The 21291-nt window shown below is 69.9% G+C and carries 15 protein-coding genes and 1 tRNA gene; 7 read left to right on the top strand and 9 right to left on the bottom strand.

The features are described 5' to 3' along the window. Positions 1 to 541 precede the first annotated feature (541 nt). Positions 542 to 868 carry a DUF7336 domain-containing protein gene (locus ABT147_RS42315; protein WP_351416747.1) on the bottom strand — a complete coding sequence of 109 codons (327 nt, stop codon included), beginning with the start codon at positions 866 to 868 and terminating at the stop codon, positions 542 to 544. Between the two features lie 99 nt (positions 869 to 967). Continuing rightward, positions 968 to 7159: a DNRLRE domain-containing protein gene (locus tag ABT147_RS42320; RefSeq protein ID WP_351416750.1), complete on the bottom strand. Its 6192-nt coding sequence runs from the start codon at positions 7157 to 7159 to the stop codon at positions 968 to 970. A 484-nt stretch (positions 7160 to 7643) separates the two neighbouring features. Between ABT147_RS42320 and ABT147_RS42325 the strand changes: the two genes are divergently transcribed. Then, the gene (locus ABT147_RS42325; protein WP_351416752.1) at positions 7644 to 8270 is read left to right on the top strand and encodes a hypothetical protein; all 627 of its coding nucleotides are present in this window, start codon (positions 7644 to 7646) and stop codon (positions 8268 to 8270) included. 348 nt (positions 8271 to 8618) lie between these two features. Here ABT147_RS42325 and ABT147_RS42330 read toward each other — a convergent pair. From ABT147_RS42330 to ABT147_RS42340, 3 genes are all read right to left on the bottom strand, one after another. Beyond that, positions 8619 to 8692: transfer RNA gene (locus tag ABT147_RS42330), tRNA-Pro, on the bottom strand. Positions 8693 to 8721: 29 nt separating this feature from the next. Continuing rightward, complete coding sequence (locus tag ABT147_RS42335; RefSeq protein WP_351416755.1) at positions 8722 to 9555, bottom strand: Pr6Pr family membrane protein; 834 nt, start codon at positions 9553 to 9555, stop codon at positions 8722 to 8724. A 189-nt stretch (positions 9556 to 9744) separates the two neighbouring features. Further along, positions 9745 to 10683 (bottom strand): metallophosphoesterase, encoded by a 939-nt coding sequence (locus ABT147_RS42340; RefSeq protein WP_351416757.1) that lies wholly within the window; start codon positions 10681 to 10683, stop codon positions 9745 to 9747. A 204-nt stretch (positions 10684 to 10887) separates the two neighbouring features. Between ABT147_RS42340 and ABT147_RS42345 the strand changes: the two genes are divergently transcribed. Continuing rightward, positions 10888 to 11355: a GatB/YqeY domain-containing protein gene (locus ABT147_RS42345; RefSeq protein WP_351416760.1), complete on the top strand. Its 468-nt coding sequence runs from the start codon at positions 10888 to 10890 to the stop codon at positions 11353 to 11355. A gap of 230 nt (positions 11356 to 11585) precedes the next feature. On the opposite strand, the gene ABT147_RS42350 is transcribed toward ABT147_RS42345, so the two are convergent. Next, a complete protein-coding gene (locus ABT147_RS42350; protein ID WP_351416762.1) occupies positions 11586 to 13898 on the bottom strand; it encodes a transglycosylase domain-containing protein in 2313 nt (770 codons plus the stop codon). 540 nt (positions 13899 to 14438) lie between these two features. On the opposite strand from ABT147_RS42350, the gene wblA reads away from it, so the two are divergent. Continuing rightward, on the top strand, positions 14439 to 14777 hold the full coding sequence (wblA, locus tag ABT147_RS42355; RefSeq protein ID WP_013001830.1) for a transcriptional regulator WblA: 339 nt from the start codon (positions 14439 to 14441) through the stop codon (positions 14775 to 14777). A 160-nt stretch (positions 14778 to 14937) separates the two neighbouring features. On the opposite strand, the gene bagB is transcribed toward wblA, so the two are convergent. Together bagB and bagA are read right to left on the bottom strand one after the other, a co-directional pair. Next, complete coding sequence (gene bagB, locus ABT147_RS42360; RefSeq protein ID WP_351416765.1) at positions 14938 to 16356, bottom strand: ATPase BagB; 1419 nt, start codon at positions 16354 to 16356, stop codon at positions 14938 to 14940. Next, positions 16353 to 17330 carry an ATPase BagA gene (gene bagA / locus ABT147_RS42365; RefSeq protein ID WP_351416767.1) on the bottom strand — a complete coding sequence of 326 codons (978 nt, stop codon included), beginning with the start codon at positions 17328 to 17330 and terminating at the stop codon, positions 16353 to 16355. The genes bagB and bagA overlap by 4 nt, the downstream gene beginning before the upstream one ends. A 163-nt stretch (positions 17331 to 17493) precedes the next feature. Here bagA and sp36 point away from each other — a divergent pair, with 163 nt between their 5' ends. The 4 genes from sp36 (at position 17494) to ABT147_RS42385 (ending at position 20044) form a co-directional block, all read left to right on the top strand. Further along, positions 17494 to 17652 carry a Sp36 family protein gene (gene sp36, locus ABT147_RS42370; protein WP_005476015.1) on the top strand — a complete coding sequence of 53 codons (159 nt, stop codon included), beginning with the start codon at positions 17494 to 17496 and terminating at the stop codon, positions 17650 to 17652. Beyond that, positions 17649 to 18116 (top strand): RidA family protein, encoded by a 468-nt coding sequence (locus ABT147_RS42375; RefSeq protein WP_351416770.1) that lies wholly within the window; start codon positions 17649 to 17651, stop codon positions 18114 to 18116. The genes sp36 and ABT147_RS42375 overlap by 4 nt, the downstream gene beginning before the upstream one ends. Before the next feature lie 61 nt (positions 18117 to 18177). After that, the gene (locus ABT147_RS42380) at positions 18178 to 19047 is read left to right on the top strand and encodes an NUDIX hydrolase (RefSeq protein WP_351416772.1); all 870 of its coding nucleotides are present in this window, start codon (positions 18178 to 18180) and stop codon (positions 19045 to 19047) included. Between the two features lie 166 nt (positions 19048 to 19213). Then, positions 19214 to 20044 (top strand): MBL fold metallo-hydrolase, encoded by an 831-nt coding sequence (locus ABT147_RS42385; RefSeq protein ID WP_351416775.1) that lies wholly within the window; start codon positions 19214 to 19216, stop codon positions 20042 to 20044. 180 nt (positions 20045 to 20224) lie between these two features. Here the strand turns inward: ABT147_RS42385 and ABT147_RS42390 are convergent, their stop codons facing one another. Beyond that, positions 20225 to 21049, bottom strand: coding sequence for a nucleotidyltransferase domain-containing protein (locus ABT147_RS42390; RefSeq protein WP_351416777.1), 825 nt, complete (start codon positions 21047 to 21049; stop codon positions 20225 to 20227). Between the last annotated feature and the right edge of the window lie 242 nt (positions 21050 to 21291).

Genomic DNA, 21291 nt, shown 5'->3' on the forward strand with positions numbered 1-21291 from the left:
CTCCTCCCCTGCTCCTGGCTTGGTTTTATTGTTTTAATGCGTTTTGGAATATCTGGACCACCTGTTGGTGGGGGGCGGCGCCCCCCCGCCCCCCCCCACCCCCGAAGTTTCGTTCAGGTGCCTTATCTACTCGATCTACTTGCGGTCGAGATACTTCTTGGCCTTGTTGATGGGCCCACCGGGCCCATCTCCTTTTTGGTCGGCGGGCGCTGGAAGGCCTTCTTGAAGTATTCCACCGCCGACTGCTGCGCCGATTTCCCGGGGATCTTGTTCTTCCCCTTGACGAAGCTCGGAGCGTCGCTCGGCCTTTCCTTCCCGGATTTGCGGGCCTTGCGCCAGAGCCTCTTCACCTTGTTGACGGCCCACTTCTCACACCTCGCCGACGGTGTCCTCGACCGTGGTCAGACGCCCGGCCTTGTCGTAGCCGTAGCGCTGGTCGGACCAGCCGGAGTGGCTGGTCGTCCGCCCTTGTGCGGACCGGGTCACCACGTCGGTGTAGACGGTGGTGCCGTCGCTGTCGCGGGTGTAGGCCCTGGGTGGTTCAGTCCGTCTCCTCTGTCTCCTCGGAGCCTTCACCACCGGTCATGACGGTCACGAAGCCGTCCTTCCACTCGTCGGCGTCCACCGTGAACTCCTCGATGTAGAAGCACTCCGGCTCGTCACGGAACCCCGGGAGCAGGCGTGCCCGGACGATGCGCTCCTGGGCCTTGTCCCGGCTCGAATAGACGCCGAGGAGTTTGACGTCGTCCCCCTCCTCCTCGTCGGCCCAGAAGTCGTCGTCCGCGGCGAAGTGCCGGATCTCCGACCCATCGGTCGGCTCGGCGTGCCTGACATGCCACAGCAGGTAGGCCCGGCCCTGTCCGTCCATCGTGATCACCTTGTGTCTCAGAAGGAAGCCGCAGCCCGCGCAGCGGGTTCGCCGGCGCGGGCCGCGGATGTTCGGTTTCTCTGGGGTCTCAGGTCCTGCTCAGTTACGGGACAGGTACTTGCGGACCTTGTTGTAGATCGACCTCGGCCCCTTTTGGTACGGCGGTCGATATCCGCCCTTCTTCATGACCCGGTCGGTCGCCTTGTCGAGCGTTTCATTTTTTCCTTTGCGCTGGCCCTTGGCGAAGTCGGGCACATCGTTGCCCTTCTCCTTCCCGGATTTACGGGCTTCCTTCCACAGCGTGCGGACCTTGTTGACGGCCCACTTCTTGCCCTTCCACCAGATCAGGCCGATGATCGCGATGACCGCGCCCACGCCGATCACGGCGAGGACCGTGCCGGCGCTGACACCGAGACCGGCCATGCCGACCAGGGCGACCGCGGTCATCCTGCCGTCGAGGTCGATCAGGTTGACGGGGTCACCGCAGACGTACTCGTAGCTGTTGCAGCTGCCGCCCGTGACGGGGTCGACGGACAGGAAGCGGCCGGTGGTGGGGTTGTAGAGGCGGGCTCCCATGAGGAGCAGACCGGTCGGGGTCTCGGCGGAGCGCTGCTTGGCGCCGAGCCAGCCGTACCGGTGGGCGCCGCCGCCCTCGCGGACGTTGCCGTACTCGTCCGTGTCGATGACGACGGGCGCCTGGCTCACGTCCAGCGGGAGCTGGAGCGCCACATCGCCGTGGACGGTCGTGAACTGCAGCTCCGTGCCACCGGTCTTGCCGGTGATCGCGGCCAGGTCACCGGCGGCGGACGTCACGTTGCGGCTGACGGCTCCGCTCGCGGCGTCCTCGACGATCCAGCGGGGGCTGTCGCCGTCGTCGCCGTAGTGGTTGACCTTGGACCCGGTCTGGGTCCAGGTGGTGCCACTGCCGGTCTCGGTCTTCCAGGAGCGGAAACGCATGGCCGCGTCGAGCTGCCAGGTCTGCCGCTCGCCGCCCGCGGTCTGCCGGTAGGCGAGGTCGTTGGCGTAGTAGTCGACGGTGCCGCCCGGCAGCGCGGTGGTGCGGCCGAAGGCGTCGTAGACGTAGCCGGAGTCGACGAGCCGGTCGGCACTGTCGTAGGTGTGGCCGGTGGTGGTGCCTCCCGAGGCGGGGCAGGCGCCGGAGACCTCGCCCGTCGCGGTGGTCAGACCGGTGCGGTTGGAACGCTTGTCGAAGGCGTACGTGCGCTTGGTGCACACCTCTCCGACGGTGTCCTCGACCGTGGTCAGACGACCGGCCCCGTCATAGCCGTAGCGCTGGTCGGACCAGCCGGAGTGGCTGGTCGTCCGCCCCTGCGCGGACCGGGTCACCACGTCGGTGTAGACGGTGGTGCCGTCGCTGTCCCGGGTGTAGGCCCTGGAGGTCGGGGCGCCGGTGGCGTCCTCGGTGACGTTCAGGGTGTAGCCGCCGGGCAGCTTCTCGGAGGTGACGGAACCGTCCGCGTCGTACGTGGCGGAGAAGTCACCGGCGACGGAGTCGCTGGCCTTGGTGACCAGTCCGCGCGGTTCGGCGCCGTGATCGTAGGTGTAGGTGACGGTCGACGGGACGGAGTCGCTGACCTTGACCGCGCGGTCCAGCGCGTCGTAGGCGGTGGTGGTCCTGCCCCCGTCCGCGTCGGTGTACGAGACGAGGCGGCCGAGCTTGTCGTACGCCTTGGTGATCGTGCCCGCCGTCGGAGAGGTGATCTTGGTGATCGCCCCCGTCGCCGGGTCGTACTCCACGGTGGACTCCGGGACCGCCTGGCCGAGGCCGCCGGTCACCGTGGTCTTCAGCGGCCGGGCGGCGTCGTCGTAGGACCTGGTGGTCGTGCGTGACTGACCGTTGGCCGTGTCGGTGATCTTGGTGGGCTGGCCGAAGTAGCCGTACTCCACGGTGGAGTCGGTCACCTCGTCGGGCCGGCTGCCGCCGCCGGTGATCTTTCCGGCGGGTCCGCTCCAGCAGACCTGGTCGGCCCACTCGGGGCGGCCCTTGCAGAAGCCGGTGCCGTCGGCCGCCCAGTACTCGGTGACGCGGCTGGCGGCGCCGTCGCCGGTGCCGGCCGGAGGCACGACGTCGGTGATCCGGCCCTGTGCGTCGTACGTGGCGGCGGTCGTCAGGTTCAGGCCGCCGGAGTCCTGGACGACCAGCTTCGGCAGGCCCTTGGCCCAGTCGTACTGGGTCTCGGTGACCTGCTTCTCACCCATGACCGAGTAGTGGTCGCGGACCCGGGCACCGACGATCTTGAGCGTGACCTGGTCCTTGGCCTTGGCCGTGCCGTCGGTGGGCCGGCCCTCGTCGTACTCGTTGACCGTCCAGGTGCGGGCGGGCACGGAGGTGTCGGCCTTGACCAGGACGGTGGTCCCGTCCTTGAGGTCCTCGGTCAGGTCCACCCGGTGCAGCGGACCGAACTCCTCCAGCTCCCGGGTGCCGGCCTCGTCGAACAGGGAGGTCGTCGACAGCAGATGGGCGCGCTCGGCCGCGGACCGGGAGATGATGCCGAGCCCCGTCAGCGTGTCCTTCTGCGCGTCCGTCGTACCGAGCGCCAGCGCCCGGTTGGCCGCGCTCAGTTCACGGACGGTGTTGCCGAACCGGTCGTACTCGGTGGTGCTGATGTGCTTGCCGGGCTCCGCCGTGTTGACGGTACGGCCGGAGGCGTCGAGGTAGTGCACCTCGGCGCGCGTGTATCCGCCGCCGGTCAGGTCCGCGCCGTCGTGGGACGAGGGCACGGAGTCGGCGGGGAAGACGGCGGTGGCGTCGCTCGGGGCGTCGAGCTGCCCCCACTTCGCGACATCGCCGCCGCCCATGGCGTGCGGTGCCTTGGTGCCGGTGAGCGGGACGCCGTAGACGACGCTGGTGACCGCCTCGCCCTCGGTGGTGTCCACCGAGCCCTGCTTCAGCGCCGGACGCGAGACGCTGAGCAGCATCCCGGCACCGGAGGCGGTGCCGCCACCGGCGTTGCCGTAGTCGAAGGTGTACGGCAGCACGCCCGACGGCTGGTACCAGGTGACCCGGCCCTCGTGGTAGGCGTACTGGGTCTCGGCCTGCTGACCGATCCGCGGGTCCCAGTGCTGACGCAGCCGGCCGGCCGAGTCGTACCGGTAGGAGGCCACGGCCGTCGAGGTCGCGGCGGCGGCGCCGGGGGCGGTGGCCCACAGCTTGATCTGCTTGACCTGGCCGGTGAAGTCACCGAAGTCGGCGTCGTTCTCGGTGCCGGTCGCCGTGGTCGCGGTGGCGTAGACGAACTCCAGGACCCGGCAGCCCTTGGTCGCCGGATCGGCCTCGCACGCGGCGGCCGTGACCGCCGAGGTGGGGGCGATGAGCCGCTTGGGGCGGGCCAGCGCCTTGCCGCCCACGGTCACGGTCTCGGAGACCACCTTGGTGGTGGTGTTGCTCAGACCGTCGATCAGCGCGGTGGAGACCTGCCAGGTGGTGGCCGCCGAGCCGGGCTTGGTGAACGTGGTCACCGAGCCGTCGGTGTCCGACAGGGTGAACGAGCCGGTGACACTCCCCTTGAGGGTGAGCGCCTCGGCACCGGGCTCGGGCACCCAGCCGGTCTTGGCCGCGTTGGCGGTGAAGTGCACCGCGTCGCCCTCGGACAGCACCACGTCGACGGCGGTGTCGGAGACCCTGCGGATGTGGCTGTAGTCGGAGGTGGTCTCGTCCGCGACGGTGCCGGCGACCCACTCCTTGCCGAAGATCGCGGCCTGGCCCTCCTGCTTCGCACCCTGGTCGGGGTTGCGCGAGGAAGCGGTCCGCGTCATCTCCATGCCGAAGAACGACGCGTCGGTCTCCGACAGCGTGTAGTCACCGGTGAGCAGGTTCAGCGAACCGGGACCGGTCTCGGTGGTGGCCGCGCCGTCGGCGTTGCGGTCCACGACCACGGTCAGCGGCTCGGTGCTGCCGGCGGCGGAGTTCGGACCGGTGAAGTCGGCCTTGATCTGGACCGTGCCGTCGGGGTCGACGGTGCCGGTCGCGTTCCAGACCAGCGCCGCGTTACGGCCGTTCGTGAGCCCGACCGGCCAGGCGGTCAGTGCCGTGCCGCCGGAGGTGACGTCCCCGACGGGTATCTTCACCCACGCGTCGGCCTCGGAACGGCGCCAGGAGAAGGAGACCTTGTCGTACTTGCCGCCCTCGGCCTCGGCGACCAGCGGCAGCCGGCGTGCGGTGCGCTCGCCGTCGGCCGGCTGGAGGAAGCCGCCGGAACCGGCGTGGAAGGTGTACTCCTTGGCCTCGGACTTGTTGTCCGCCTTGTCGACGGACCGCACCTGGAGGGTGTGGGTGCCGTTCCTGGGCGGGGTGACGGAGACGGCCTTGGCCGCGCCGGCGCCGCCGGTGACGACCCTGGTCCAGGTCACGCCGTCCAGCGACCACTCCAGCCAGTTGTGGTCCGCGGCGGGCGGGGTGACGGTGAAGGTACCGGCCTGCCCGGCGCCCTTGACCCACTGGCCCGCCGGGTAGTCGGTGGAGGTGATCTGCGCCGGGGCGGACGGGGCCGAGGTGTCGACGGTGAACGTCTTCCACGCCGACCAGCCGGTGTTGTAGTGCTTCCCGTCGTACGGGTTGGTGCGGAACCTGTACGTCTTGCCGTTGCTCAGCAACCCGGACGGAACGGTCACCGACGCCGGGGACCCGGAGGCCACGTACTTCGAGACGATCACCTCGCCGACCTGGGTGTCGGTGGCGTTGTCGAAGATCTGGAAGGTGCCGTTGACCTTGTCACCGTCGGCGTCGACGAAGGTGTCGCGCAGCGTCGGTGTGGTGGTGTTCACCATGTAGGCGCCGTTGTAGGAGAAGAACGGCGGACCGGCCTCCTGCTTGGTGCCCGTCTTCGGCCGGAAGTTGTAGGTCACCACGAGCTTCGGCGGATTCGCCGCCGCGTTCGCGGAGTTGACCCGCTTCCACTGCGCCACGGCCGACTCGCTCGTCGCCCGCACACCCATGTTCCCGCGGGTGGCCTTGGCCGAGGCCCAGTCCTGCGCCAGCGCGGTCACATCGGCGTTGATCCAGCCGTCCGGCTGGGACGTGCACGAGGCGTTGCCCCGAGTCTCGGTCGAGGTGGCCTTCTTCGCCGTCATGGCGGGCCGGTTCGTCCACCGGGAGGACGTCGACGCGGCCCCCGAGGACCACACCTCCCAGGACTGCGCCGAGCAGTCCGTCTGGTTGGCCGAGTGGAAGTTCCACAGGCTCAGCTTCGCGCTGGAGACCAGGGCGTCGGCGATCGGCGAGGTGTTCCAGCTGACGAAGGACTGCGCCGTACGGGGCGTCCCGTCGGCGTTGGTCGTGCCCGGGTTGCCGAAGTCCAGCTCCGTCCCCGACGACCAGTCGACGGTCTCACCCTGCTGCACATAGGTGTCGAAGACGTTCGACAGCGAGGAGGTCGAAGGGTCCACGGTCACCGGGTACTTGGTCTCGGGGTCGGCGAGGAACGCGGGGTCGGGTGTGAAGACGAGATCGACACCAGAGCCCTTCTCCCCCTTCTCCCCCTTCTCGCCCTTCTCGCCGTCCAGGTCCCTCTCGACGACCTTCATGGACACCGGCACCCGGCGGGTGTGCTCGCCGGAGCGCTTGTCGACGGTGGAGTCCCACATCACCGGCGCGGGCATGACGGCCCGCTTCTTGTTCTTCTCGTCGGTGAACTGCAGGCTGCCGTTCTTCAGCTGCTCGACCTTCAGCCCGTCGGTCTCCAGCGGCAGCGTGTAGGAGAACCCGTCGGTGGCCGGCTTCTTCTTGATCTCGACGTACTGCTCGAAGCCGGTGCGGGTCGCCTCGACGACCACATCCGCGCCGGGCACCGCGTTGACGTACTCCGCGCGTGTCCCGTCGAGCTTCGGCTCCGGCAGACCGCCCTTCCAGCGCAGCGTGATCTGCTCATCGCCCTCGCCCAGGGTCACCAGGTCGACGGCCTTCGCCCGCTGCGCCGCCTCCAGCGACTTCGCCGGAGTACCCGTCCTGCCCGCCAGCCGCAGCCCGTTGGGGTGCGCCACCGGCTCGACATCGCCGCCCGACTCGCGCAGCTCCACATCGACGTCCACCCACGCGCCGTCACGCTCGAAGCGCACCGGCCCGGCCGACAGCTCCGTGGTCAGGCTGCCGTCCTTGTTCACCCAGGTCGTCGAGGTCTCGGTGCGTTCCGACAGCGCCTCCACCCGCTTGCCCGACAACCGCGCCGCGACCTTCGCCGACGCGATGTCCGCGGCGGTGGTCGCCGCCGCCGGCTTGGCGGGCTTCTGCCGCGGAGCGGCAACGGCCGGCCCCTGCAGCAGAGTCACGGACACGGCGGCGGCCACGCCACCCGCCGTCCAGCGCAGATATCTGCTGCGCTCATGCCAAACAGTCCTTCTCCGGAAAGGAGAGGACGAATCCCCCTGCGGTCTCAACATCCACCCGTATTCGGTTCTGCGCGGCCATGTGTAAGGCCGCTGTAAAGAAGTGTGGTCGATGTGAAAACCTAGCCGCTGCCAGAAGCGGGCAAAGGGATCGATCATCGCAAAGACGTGCGATGAGCCCAGCCATTCCTTGTGACATGACTCACCGTCATAGGCGTTTGCGCGCTACGGAGATACGCCCGATCCACGCCGCCACCGGTCAGGGCACCTTCGCGCACCCGGGCCGGAGAATCGGAGTTGCCTATCGGTACCCGATTCAGCTCGACCTGCGGAGGGCGCGCAGAGGTTCGTCTCCGTCGGCGGACGCCGCACCCGGCAGCCCCTGAGATCACTCCCTTGTACGGGTCATGACAGCCAAGGGAGCGGTAGGGGAGTGAGCATGTCTCGGGGGATGCGCGGAACGGTCGTGGGCCTTGCCCTGCTGTGCGTACTGACGGCCTGCTCCGGCGGGTCGAATGACGACCCGGGATCTCCGGAAGGCGAGACCGCTGCCACACCCCTCAACCCGTCGCAGCTGAGTCAGGCCATGCCGCGCAAGGTCGGTGCCCCCGAAGGCTGGCGAGGAAGGGAACCGCAGGTCCTGGACGGCGCCGAGGCACGCAAGCTGTGCGAACAGCAGGCCACCGCGAGCTGCGCCGGAGTCACCGCACTGGGTTCCGCGATCTACAACCTCGAGGCCTCCTCGGACACCCACACCCGTTTCACCCTGCTCGCGTACGACTCCGTGGACAACGCCAAGGCCGGCTACAAGACCCTGGTGGCCGACGACAAGGAAGACGCGGGCACGGCGGCGAAGGCCCTCGACCTTCAGCCGAGCGGCGCCGACGACATCTACGGATACACCAAGGACGGCGCCTCCGTCGCCGAAGTCCGCGTCGGCACCGTCCTCGCCTCCATCGCGGGCCGCGACCTGCCCAACCCCGACGACTTGCAGACCCTGGTCACTCTCCAGGTCGACCGCATCCAGACCGCGGCAACCGGCAAGAACCCCGACGCATAGGCCGCTGCCTTCCGACCACCGGCCCCCTGGCCCGAGGCGTTGCCGACCGCCGCCCAGCGCCGCAGCCGGGGCAACCACTACGCGCACCACCGGAGCGGAGCCCAGCCCGGCCCAGCCCAGCCAACAGGGACGCGTCTCTCCTCATCCACCGGCAAGCCACTCGACACTGCCGGCGCCCGCCGCGCCTTCCGCCGGGCGCTCAAGGACATCGACGGGACCAACGCCGACGACCGGACGCCTCGGGAGCCCCGGCACAGCTCTGCGTTCCTCGCTCTCCGACGAGCCACGCAGCAACGCCAGAGGGCCCTCACCGATCCGGTGAGGGCCCTCTGAACTGCTATCCAGCTGTCGGGGTGGCGGGATTTGAACCCACGACCTCTTCGTCCCGAACGAAGCGCGCTGCCAAGCTGCGCTACACCCCGATTGTCGCTGCTCGTCGCGGCGACGTCGTTTACTTTAGCCCACTGGTGGCCGGAGACGAAATCCGGTTTTCGGGGCGTCGGTCGTGGCGGTCGGGGCGGCCTCGGCGGGGGTGTACGGGGTCGGGGCGGAGGTGGTCGACGGCGATGAGGAGGAGGGCGAGGGCGTAGAAGGCGAGGCCCAGGAGGAGGGCGTTGCCGAGGACGCTCTTGTAGCCGTGGCGGTCGACGTCCAGGAAGGGGTAGAGGTACGGGGCCGGCCAGTCGGGGGTCACCAGGGCCGCTCGGCCGAGCGTGAACACCAGGTACACCAGCGGGTAGAGCAGCCAGGCCGCCGCATGGCTCAGGCGGGGCGGGGCCGGGCGGGTCAGGAGCAGCCAGTCCGCCACCACGGCGAGGGGGATCGCGGTGTGGAAGGCGATGTTCGTCAGGGCGAGCCAGCCCGTAGGGGCGGCCGGGGCGCCGGTCGACGTCATCGTCATGGAGAAGGCCGTCGCGTCCCTCATCAGGATCAGGTGGTACACCAGCGCCGCGATCACGGCGTAGAGAACCGTGCCGGCTGTCGCCCAGGAGGGCAGGGGGCGGCCGGCCGACCACGCTCGGCGGGCCGAGACGGCGAAGACCAGCGCCACCAGGGCCGTGCTCTGGACCGAGAAGTGGCTGAACGCCCGCAGGGGGCTGCCCAGCACCATCTCGGTCACCACGGCCGCTGCCGCCGCCAGTGCGACCAGGGCGCGGTACGTCGCTGCCAGTCGGCGTCGGGTCGGTTCCACCACCGCCGTCGCGGGCACGACGGACGTCACCGGCGCGGGAATGCCCGAGATCGCGGGCAGATCGGGGATGTCCCTGGGTATCGGTGCGGTCATGCGCTCACGCTAGGACGACCCGGTGGAATGGGATATTCGGGGTGATCCGTACGGGTTAACGCCCCGAGCATTCCGAAGGCGGTCCGGTGGTCGGCACCTCACATGGCCGTCCCCCCTCGCCGACACCTCACACGGCGGAGTCCGTCGCCGGTACCCCACACACGCACGGCGGAGTCCGTCGCCGGCGCCTCACACGGCGGAGTCCTCCCGCCCCACCAACGTCAGCAACGAAGCCTCCGGCGGGCAGGCGAACCTCACCGGGGTGTAGCGGTTCGTGCCGCAGCCGGCCGACACGTGCATGTAGGACGTCCGGCCGTCGGCCGTGTGCGTGGAGAGGCCCTTCACGCGGTCCGTGTCGAGGTCGCAGTTGGTGACGAGGGCGCCGTAGAAGGGGATGCAGAGCTGGCCGCCGTGGGTGTGGCCGGCGAGGATCAGGGGGTAGCCGTCGGCGGTGAAGGCGTCGAGGGTGCGGAGGTAGGGGGCGTGGACCACGCCCAGGGAGAGGTCGGCGGAGTCGGACGGGCCGCCGGCCACGCGGGCGTAGCGGTCCCGCTTGATGTGCGGGTCGTCGAGGCCGGTCAGCTCGACCGACATGCCCTCGATCTTCAGCGTGCCGCGGGTGTTCGTGAGGTTGAGCCAGCCCGCCCCGTCGAAGCCGTCGCGCAGGTCCTCCCACGGGTTGTGGATGGCGCCGACCACCGGCTTGTTGCCGTTCAGGCCGTGGCGACCCTGCACCTTCTCCAGGAGGTAGCGGGCGGGGTTGCGCAGCTTCGGGCCGTAGTAGTCGTTCGAGCCGAAGACGTACGCCCCCGGGAACTCCATCAGCGGGCCCAGTGCGTCCAGCACCTCGGGGACGCCCTCGGGGTCGGAGAGGTTGTCCCCGGTGTTGATCACGAAGTCGGGGCGCAGCCCGGCCAGGGACCGCAGCCAGCGCTGCTTCTTGCGCTGCCCGCTCACCATGTGGATGTCGGAGACCTGGAGTATCCGCAGCGGTCGCATGCCCGGTGGCAGCACCGGCACCGTCACCCGACGCAGCCGGAAGGAGCGGGCCTCGAAACCCGCCGCGTACACCACACCGGCGGCACCGGCCGCCGCGATCCCCAGAGGTACTCCGTATCGCGCTCGCATGCGTCCATCGTGTCAGACCCCGCCGAACCCGAGCGCCCGCCTGTGGACAACCACCGACCACCACAGCCGGACGTCACCGACCGTCAACTCCCCCTGTGGAAAACGGACTCCGGCCCACGCATCCCATCAGCGCCGGGTCTGCACCCGCACACACCAGCGAAATCAGGGCGCGCTCCCCGCACCACACCTGCGACAATCGACTCCATGACCACGCTCAAGTCGAAGCTGCAGGAAGACCTCAACGCCGCCATCAAGGAGCGCGACGAGCTCCGCTCCTCGACGCTCCGGCTGACGCTCACCGCGATCACGAAGGAAGAGGTCGCGGGCAAGGAGAAGCGCGAGCTCTCCGACGACGAGGTGCTCAAGGTGATCACCAAGGAGGCGAAGAAGCGCCGTGAGGCCGCGGACGCCTTCGCCCAGGGCGGTCGTACCGAGTCGGCCGAGCGGGAGACGGCGGAGGGCGAGCTTCTCGCCGAGTACCTGCCCAAGCAGCTGTCCGACGAGGAGCTGAAGCAGATCGTCGCCCAGGCCGTCGAGGAGGCCAAGGCCGCCGGCGCCGAGGGCCCGCGCGCGATGGGCCAGGTCATGAAGATCGTCAACCCGAAGGTGGCCGGGCTCGCCGAGGGCGGCCGTGTCGCCGCCCTCGTCAAGCAGCAGCTCGCGGGCAACTGAGCGGACCGCGCGACCACGCGACCCGACCGGACCTCCATGCACGGACCTCCATGCACGGGACTCCGCGCACTACGACAGAACAGAACAGAACAGAACGGCGGTGGGGGCGCCCCTTCTCAAGGGACGCCCCCACCGCCGTACACATTCAGCTCATCAGCGACTGTCGGATCTTCAGTGGCTGTCGGCCGAGCTCGCCACCAAGCCCGCGCCCGGGCCGGCCACCGCGGCCGTCACCCGAACCCGCCCCCATTGCCGTTCCCGTTGTTCCCGCCATTGGTCTGGCCCTGGATCCAGTTCTCCGGGATGGTGAACTCCGGCGTCGGGAAGGTGGCGCCGCCGTCGGTGCCGCCGATGAAGCCGTCGTCGCCGTCGTCACCATTGCCGTTGTCGTCGTCGTTCCCGTTCCCGCCGCCGTTGCCGTTCCCGCGGTCGTCGTCCCCGCGGCCGCGGTCCGGCCGCTCGTCGGGGATGTGGACGCGGTTGAAGTCGAGCCTGGGCTTGCCCTCCAGCGCGCCGGTCATCATGTCGCGCCAGATCGGGCCGGGGACCTTGCCGCCGAAGACCTTGTCGTGCAGCACGCCGCCGATCCTGATGTTCACCATGCGGCGCTCGTGCGCGGGGTCGCCCACCCAGACGGCACCGGCCATGTTCGGGGTGTAGCCCACGAACCAGGCCGCGTAACGGTAGTCCGTCGTACCGGTCTTACCGGCGCTGGGACGGCTGGGGCCGAGGCCGGCCTCCGTACCCGTACCGTCCTCGACCACACCCTCCAGCAGGGTGCTGATGGTGTCGGCGGTCTTCTCGGACATGGCGCGCGAGCACGTCGACTTCGGCACCTCCAGTGACTTCGACTTGTCGCCGACCCGCTGGGTGATGGACTCGATGGCGACCGGCGTGCAGTACATACCGCGCGAGGCGAAGGTGGCGTACGCGTTCGCCATGGTCAGCGGGGACATCTCCTGCGTGCCGAGCGCGATCGACGGGGCCTGGTCCATCTTGCGGCCGTCGGCCCGCTCGACGCCCATCTTCCCGGCCATCTTCGTCACCGGGCAGATGCCGATGTCCGCGATCATCTGCACGAAGTAGGTGTTGACCGACAGCGCGGTCGCCTTCTCCATCGAGTACGGGCCGACCTCGGACGCGCTCTCGTTCTCGAGCTTCGCGGCGCGGGTGCCGGTACCGTTCCGCCAGGTGGCGCCGTCACAGGCGGAGATCGGGCTCGGGTAGGCCATCTGGTACGGCGCGGGGTAGATCTTGCCCGGGGACATGCCGTCCTCGATGGCCGCCGCGGCGACGATCGGCTTGAACGTCGAACCGGGCTGGTAGCCCGCTCCGCCGCCCATGGACTCGTCGACCGAGAGGTTGATCGACGTCTCGTTCTTCTTGGTGTCGAGCCCGTACGGCCTGGACTGGCCCATGGCGAGGATCTTGCCGGTGCCGGGCTCCACGATGGTGGCGGCGGTGGCCACCTCGTCCTTCTGCCTGACGTGCTCCTTGACGGAGGCCTGGACCGACTTCTGGGCCTTCGGGTCCATCGTCGTCCGGATGGTCAGGCCGCCCTGGTTCCAGATCTTGGCCCGGGCCTCCTTGGACTTGCCGAAGATCGGGTCGTTCAGGAACACCTCGCGCACGTAGTCGCAGAAGAAGCCCGCGCCCTTGACGGCCGTGATGCAGCCGTTCTTCGGCTTGCTGATGTCGAGGCCGAGCGGCTTGGCCTTGGCCTTGTCGGCCTCCGCCTGCGAGATGTCGCCGACGTCGGCCATGCGCTGCAGCACGGTGTTGCGCCGCTTGGTGGCTTCCTGCGGGTCGTTCACCGGGTCGTACCGGCTGGGCGACTGCACGATGCCGGCGAGGAGTGCGGCCTCCTCGACGTCCAGGTCCTTGGCGGACTTCGAGAAGTAGCGCCGGGAGGCGGCCTCGACGCCGTAGGCCTGCTGGCCGAAGAACGTGATGTTCAGGTAGTTCTCGAGGATCTTCTTCTTGCCCAGCTCCTCTTCGAGCTGGATCGCTTTCTTCAGCTCGTTGATCTTCCGGCCGAGGGTCTGCTGGATGGCCTGCTGGACCTTCGTCGGGTCGTCACCGGCCTCCTCCACCGCGACGTTCTTCACCAGCTGCTGCGTCAGCGTGGACGCGCCCTGGGCGACGCCGCCCTCCTGCGCGTTGCGGTTGACCGCGCGGAGCACGCCCTTCAGGTCGATCGCGCCGTGCTGGTAGAAACGGGCGTCCTCGATCGCGATGATCGCCTGCTGCATGTACGGCGAGATCTCCTTGAGATCGACCACCGTACGGTCGCGGCTGTACACCGTGGCGATCGAGTCGCCCTTGCTGTCGAGGATCGTGGTGCGCTGGCTCAGCGGTGGCTGCTTGAGGTTGGCGGGGAGCTCGTCGAACCCCTCGACCGACCCCTTGGCCGCCAGCCCCAGGGCGCCGACCGCGGGCAGCGCGATGCCCGCCATGACGGCACCGGCGAGGACGCTGACACCTAGGAACTTGGCGGCCTGCTGTGTGGCGGAGAGACCACCACCCGAGCGCTTGTTTGGCATGAGGGCAGCCTAATCCGTACCGATGACCGTTCCTAAGGAGCGGGTGTGTCCGGAGGGGTACGGGTGCCGGATCGTGACATCTGTTGCCCGTGATCCGGAGGGCGGGCGGGCATGGAGACGCGAACGAACATGAACGGTTGTCTACGTTCTCATTCGCCGGACACGCACGCAGGCGTTGGCCTAAGCTGCTCTCAACTGTCACAGCCGTAGGCCCTTGTATCAAGTACGTCCAGCGAGCCCGAATCGTTCTGACGTTCTTCCGATTTTTTTCGGGTGCCGTGTCCGAATTTACCTCGTGTGTCATTCGGTGTCCGTTGTGACGCATGTCAACTGTCCCGTTCTGACGGGATAGTCACGTATGTCCTCAGGTCACTCCCGCGGGTGATCTGCCGCTTACGCATAGTCCGTTCGGGCCATTCAAGATTGGGCCCGAAGGGGGTGTTGCGCTGTGCCCACCTTCCGTAACGTCCTCAACTGGCGGCGGTGAATATGCCGCTGCCGCCGTGGGGGAGCCTCGATTCGGGAGAGGACGGCGCCGGTATGGGCTGGGTAACCGACTGGAGTGCGCAGGCTGCCTGCCGCACTACCGATCCGGATGAACTGTTCGTTCAAGGAGCAGCGCAGAACAGGGCCAAGGCGGTGTGCACCGGATGCCCGGTGCGCACGGAGTGCCTGGCGGACGCGTTGGACAACCGCGTCGAGTTCGGCGTGTGGGGAGGAATGACGGAGCGCGAGCGCCGCGCACTGCTGCGCAGGCGTCCGACCGTCACGTCGTGGCGCAGGCTGTTGGAGACCGCGCGCACGGAGTACGAGCGTGGCGCGGGCATTCTGCCGCTCGACGACGACGAGATCTACGAGAACTACGCGGCGGTGAGCTGAGGCGAGGCCCCTTCCGGGTCACGTCGGCCGAGGGCGCCCTTGAGGTGTCGGCGCGTCGGGCAGGTGTGCCGGCTCTCGGGTGCCCCGAGGCGTGGATCGCCAGATGGGGCAGCGTAGTCAAGTGATCAGTCGTTCGAGTGATCAGTCGTCCGACGGAGGTTCAGGCGTCGGAGGTGGGCAGTTCGGGCCTTATGGCTGCGAGCCGGTCACCGATGTCCCGCAGACCCGCGAGGTCGTGGACATCACCGGGCAGCGCGGCCACTTCGGCCACGGCCACCTCGGGATGCAGGGCGGTGAAGCGGTCACGCGTGCGCTGCTCGCGGGAGAGCAGCCGCATCCGCTCGGCATGCAGCCTGAGCAGGCCTGCGGTGAGCTGTTCCACGGTCAGGTCCTGTGGGGCGACGGACTGGTCGGCAACGGCCTGGTTCCGCTGGTCCGGGGCGGGGGAGCCGTCCTGGGTACCGGGCGTTGCGGAAGATTCTGGACTGCTTGAACTGTCGTACGTGTCGGGAGAGTTACGAACTGCTTTCCCGTCCATCTGATCCACAATGCGGGGCTCGTCAAGATTTTCCGCGGCGGCGAGCGCGCGCTCGGCGGACAGCTGGGCCGCGCCGCTGCCATGGACGCGGTTGAGCACCAACCCGGCCAGCGGCATGTCCTCGGCCGCCAGCCGCTCCACGAAGTACGCCGCCTCGCGCAGCGCGTCCCGCTCCGGCGCGGCCACCACCAAAAAGGCCGTGCCGGGCGCCTGGAGCAGCTTGTACGTGGCGTCCGCGCGCGTACGGAAGCCGCCGAACATGGAGTCCATGGCGGCCACGAACGTCTGGACGTCCTTCAGCAGTTGACCGCCGAGCAGCTTGCCCAGGGCGCCCGTCATCATCGACATGCCGACGTTCAGGAACTTCATGCCGGCCCGCCCGCCGACCTTCGCCGGCGCCAGCAGGACCCGGATCAGCTTGCCGTCGAGGAACGAGCCGAGCCGCTTCGGGGCGTCCAGGAAGTCCAGCGCCGAGCGGGACGGCGGGGTATCGACGATGATCAGGTCCCACTCGTCCCGGGCCCGCAACTGGCCCAGCTTCTCCATCGCCATGTACTCCTGCGTGCCCGCGAAGCCCGCCGAGAGCGATTGGTAGAAGGGGTTACCCAGGATCGCGGAGGCCCGGTCCGGGTCCGCGTGCGCCTCGACGATCTCGTCGAAGGTGCGCTTCATGTCGAGCATCATGGCGTGCAATTCGCCGTCCCCGTCGATGCCCTTCACCCGGCGCGGGGTGTTGTCCAGCGAGTCGATGCCCATGGACTGGGCGAGCCGCCGGGCCGGGTCGATGGTGAGCACGACCACCTTGCGGCCGCGCTCGGCGGCCCGCACCCCGAGGGCCGCCGCCGTGGTCGTCTTGCCCACACCGCCGGCGCCGCAGCACACCACGATGCGGGTGCCCGGATCGTCCAGCAGCGGGTCGACGGCGAGGGGGCGGGCCGAGCTGATCACACGGTGTCCGTCGGGGGAGTGGGCCGCGTCGTGCGCGGGCGCCGAGTCGTGAGGGTGGGCCGAATCGTGCGTGGCGGCCGGGTCCGAAGTCATGAGATCCCTTGCTGACGCAGTTCCTTGGCCAGTTCGTACAGGCCCGCCAGGTCCATTCCCTCGGCGAGCAGCGGCAGTTCGTGCGACGGCAGGCCCAGCTCGCCCAGTACGCCCCGCTGTTCGTGCTCCAGGGTGTACCGCTCGGCGTACTCCTCGGCCTGGGTGAGCAGCGGCCCCACCAGACGCTCGGCGGTGCCACCGCGCCGCGCGCCGCCCAGCCCCGCCGTCGACAGGGACTTGGCGACGGCCGTACGCGGCACCGACCGCGCGAACTCCAGCTCCTCGGAGTCCAGCACCTCGGGCCGCACCATGTTGACGATGACCCGCCCCACCGGCAGCCTCGCGGTCCGCAGCTCGGCGATGCCGTCCGCCGTCTCCTGGACGGGCATCTCCTCGAGCAGCGTCACCAGATGCACGGCCGTCTCGGGCGACTTCAGGACTCGCATCACGGCCTGGGCCTGATTGTGTATCGGGCCGATCTTGGCGAGGCCCGCCACCTCGTCGTTGACGTTCAGGAAGCGGGTGATGCGCCCCGTGGGCGGCGCGTCCATCACCACGTAGTCGTACGCGAACCGGCCGCTCTTCTCCTTGCGGCGCACCGCCTCGCAGGCCTTGCCGGTCAGCAGCACGTCCCTCAGGCCCGGCGCGACGGTGGTCGCGAAGTCGATGGCGCCGAGCTTCTTCAGGGCCCGGCCCGCGCTGCCCAGCTTGTAGAACATCTGGAGGTAGTCCAACAGGGCCAGTTCGGGGTCGATGGCCAGCGCGTACACCTCCCCGCCCCCGGGAGCCACCGCGATCTTCCGCTCCTCGTACGGCAGTGCCTCTGCCTCGAAGAGCTGCGCGATGCCCTGTCTGCCCTCGACCTCGACCAGGAGGGTGCGCTTCCCCTCGGTCGCGAGGGCGAGCGCGAGTGCGGCGGCGACCGTGGTCTTTCCGGTCCCGCCCTTGCCGCTGACGACCTGGAGCCTGCTCACGTATTCGAGCCTAACCAGTCCGCGCGCGGCCTACGCGGGAGGCTGTGGACAACTTGTGCCCTCCCCGCCTGTCGGCCCCGGCCTGTCGAGGCTGTCATGCCCGCCCGGACGGCGAGGGAACCCATGCCGGGACCGCGGCCGGACAGCGGATAAAGTCGGCCGCATGACCAAGTGGGAATACTCAACCGTGCCGCTGCTCGTCCACGCCACGAAGCAGATTCTGGACACCTGGGGCGAGGACGGCTGGGAGCTCGTCCAGGTCGTGCCCGGGCCGAACAACCCCGAGCAGCTGGTGGCCTACCTGAAGCGGCCCAAGCCGTGAGCGCCGTCGAGGCCAAGCTCGCCGAACTCGGGCTGAGACTGCCCGAGGTCGTCCCGCCGCTCGCCGCGTACCAGCCGGCGGTCCAGTCCGGTGTGTACGTGTACACCGCCGGGCAGCTCCCCATGGTGGACGGCAAGCTGCCCGTCACCGGCAAGGTCGGCGCCGAGGTCACCCCCGAGGAGGCCAAGGAACTCGCCCGTACCTGCGCGCTGAACGCCCTCGCGGCCGTGAAGTCCGTGGCGGGCGACCTGGACCGGGTCGCGCGTGTGGTGAAGGTCGTCGGCTTCGTGGCCTCGGCCTCCGACTTCACGGGCCAGCCCGCCGTGCTGAACGGCGCGAGTGAACTCCTGGGCGCCGTCTTCGGCGACAAGGGCGTCCACGCGCGCAGCGCGGTCGGCGTGGCGGTCCTGCCGCTGGACGCGCCGGTCGAGGTGGAACTCCAGGTGGAACTCACCGTCGCGTAGCGGCGACCAAGATCGCGGAGGCTCACTCGAACATCCGCCCGTGACGAGTTAGCCTCCGCCCATGGCAAACGGGCAGTGGTACCCAGCCGAGTGGCCGGACCGCATCCGCGCACTGGCGGCCGGCACGCTGACACCGGTGACCCCCAAGCGGGCCGCCACCGTCATGCTGCTCAAGGACACGGCCGACACCCCGGTCGTGCACATGCTGCGCAGACGCGCCTCCATGGCCTTCGCCGGGGGCGCGTACGCGTACCCGGGCGGCGGGGTCGACCCGCGCGACGACGACCACCAGATCCGCTGGGCGGGTCCCACGCGCGCGTGGTGGGCGTCCCGGCTCGGCGTCGACGAGACCGACGCCCAGGCGATCGTCTGCGCTGCCGTACGGGAGACGTACGAGGAGGCGGGCGTCCTGCTCGCCGGGCCGAGCTCCGACACGGTGGTCGGCGACACCACGGGCGACGACTGGGAGGCGGACCGCGCGGCGGTGGCCGGCCGGGAGCTGTCCTTCGCGGAGTTCCTGGAGCGCAGGGGACTGGTCCTGCGGTCCGACCTGCTGGGCGCCTGGGCCCGCTGGATCACCCCCGAGTTCGAGTCCCGCCGCTACGACACCTGGTTCTTCGTGGCCGCCCTCCCGCAGGGGCAGCGCACCCGCAACGCCTCCACGGAGGCCGACCGCACGGTGTGGATCCGCCCCAGGGACGCGGCGGACGGCTACGACAAGGGCGAACTGCTGATGATGCCGCCCACCATCGCGACCCTGCGCCGGCTCGCGGAGTACGACACGGCCGCCGCCGCGCTCGCCGCCGCACCGGCCCGCGACCTGACGCCCGTCCTCGCCGAGGCCCGTCTGGAGGACGACGCCGTGATCCTCTCCTGGCCCGGCCACGACGAGTTCACCAAGCGCGTACCGGCCGCCGGAGACACCCCATGACGGCCGCCCCCGACCGGCACAGCGGCGGGACTCCGCGCCGGCACGCGCCCGGCGCACCCCCGCACGAGCCCCGTACACCTCCGCACGCCCCTCGCGCCGCCGCGCGGGTCCGCGACCGACAGCGCGACACTCCGCACTCCGCCCCTCCCGTTGGAAGGCACCCCGTATGACCGACGCAGCAGCCCTCCCCGGCCAGCCCAGGGGCGGCGTCCTGTCGGGGCCCGCCACCGCGCGCGCGGTCAACGTCCTCGCGCCGAACGCGTCCGTGATGACGCTGGACGGGACCAACACCTGGATCGTGTCCGAGCCGGACTCCGAGCTTGCGGTCGTGATCGACCCGGGTCCGCTGGACGACGTCCACCTGCGCAACGTCGTCGCCACGGCGGAGGAGGCCGGCAAACGGGTCGCGCTGACCCTGCTCACGCACGGCCACCCGGACCACGCGGAGGGCGCCGCCCGCTTCGCCGAGCTGACCAGGACGAACGTACGGGCCCTCGACCCGGCGCTGCGGCTCGGCGACGAAGGGCTGGGCGCGGGGGACGTCGTCTCGCTCGGCGGCCTGGAACTCCGTGTCGTCCCCACCCCCGGCCACACCGCCGACTCGCTCTGCTTCCATCTCCCGGCCGACCGGGCCGTCCTGACCGGTGACACCGTCCTGGGACGCGGTACGACGGTCGTGGCGCACCCCGACGGCCGTCTCGGCGACTATCTCGACTCCCTCCGCCGTCTCAGGTCCCTCACGGTCGACGACGGCGTCCACACCGTCCTCCCCGGCCACGGGCCCGTCCTGGAGGACGCCCAGGGGGTGGTCGAGTTCTACCTGGCCCACCGCGCCCACCGGCTCGCCCAGGTCGAGACGGCCGTCGAGAACGGCTACCGCACCCCCGGCGAGGTGGTCGCCCACGTCTACGCGGACGTCGACCGCTCCCTGTGGCCGGCCGCGGAACTCTCGGTACGGGCACAGCTGGAGTACCTGACCGAGCACGGCCTGATCTGATCCCTCCGAGCCCCTGATCTGATCCCTCCGAGCCTCAGAGGCCGCCTCCGGAGCCACGACCGACCGGGGGCGCCCACGGGGCCTCAGAAGCCCCCCAGGCCTCACCAGGCCCTCCCAGACGCCTCCCAGAGGCCCTCCCGGGGCGCGCCCGACGCCTGATCACCGGCGGAGCCCGCCCGTTCACCTGTCTCCGGGACGGGGCGCTTTGAGGCCGTGCACGCGCGCGTACTCCTCGGCCAGCCAGGGCCCGAGGTCGTCCAGATACGACCGCAGGACATCGACATCGGCACCCGGCTCGTACCCGGCCACCGCCGCCGCCCCCATCTGGGCGGCGCGCTCGGGGTAGTACTGGCCGAACGCCTCCGCCATCTCGTGCAGATCGCTGGTCCACCCGTTCCAGCGGGGCATGACGAGGGTGAACCCGGTGCGGACGAGCCGCCGGGAGCAACCACGGACGAGCGCCCGCCGGGCGTCGTCACCGACGGCTTCCGCGACCCGCTCACGCCAGCGCGGCAGGAGCAGCGCCAGGTCGCCGTTGGTCTCGCGGGCGAGGAGGGAGTCGGGCCGGTAGCGGGGCAGCTCCTCGGCCAGGTCCTCGCCCAGCAGGGGAGTGCACAGACAGGCCACGAACCAGCCCAGGTCGTACCGCTCCAGGTCGCTGAGCACCTGCGCCCGGCTGACCAGCAGCGTTCCGGCTCCGTCGATCTGCGGGAACTCCTCGTCCAGCGCCCCGTCCAGCCGCCTCGCCTCCGCCCGGTCCGTCTCCGTGGGCTCCCCGCGCAACGCCAGCAGCAGATCGAGGTCACTGCGCCCCGGACGAGCCGCACCCCGGGGAACCGACCCATAGAGATACGCACTGTGCAGCCGCGCCCCGAACCCGTCCAGCACCCGCTCCCGAGCCGCCACGACCACCGGCCGAAACACCGCCCCCACCCGCCCGAGCGCCCCCTCCCGCTCGATGAACCCCTCCCTGTCCAGCCCCCCAGGACGCCCCGTTCCAGCCATGGGGCCACTGTGCCGGGAGGAACACGAGGGACGCAGTCCATTTACGCGATGCGGACCCCGCGCGAGACGCCACCCGTGGCCCGTCTCACGCGCGAGACGCCACCCGGGCCCCGTAAGGGGCGCGGGGAACTGCGCGAGCAACCACGAACACCCCGCACCCGCCAAACAACAGAACCCCCCGAGCTATAAGGCGCTCAGGGGGTCGAAGGGGCACAGCCCCTGGGGGATGGGACGGGTAGGGG

The sequence above is a fragment of the Streptomyces sp. NPDC001868 genome, from assembly GCF_040297125.1.
Taxonomy (GTDB): Bacteria; Actinomycetota; Actinomycetes; order Streptomycetales; family Streptomycetaceae; genus Streptomyces.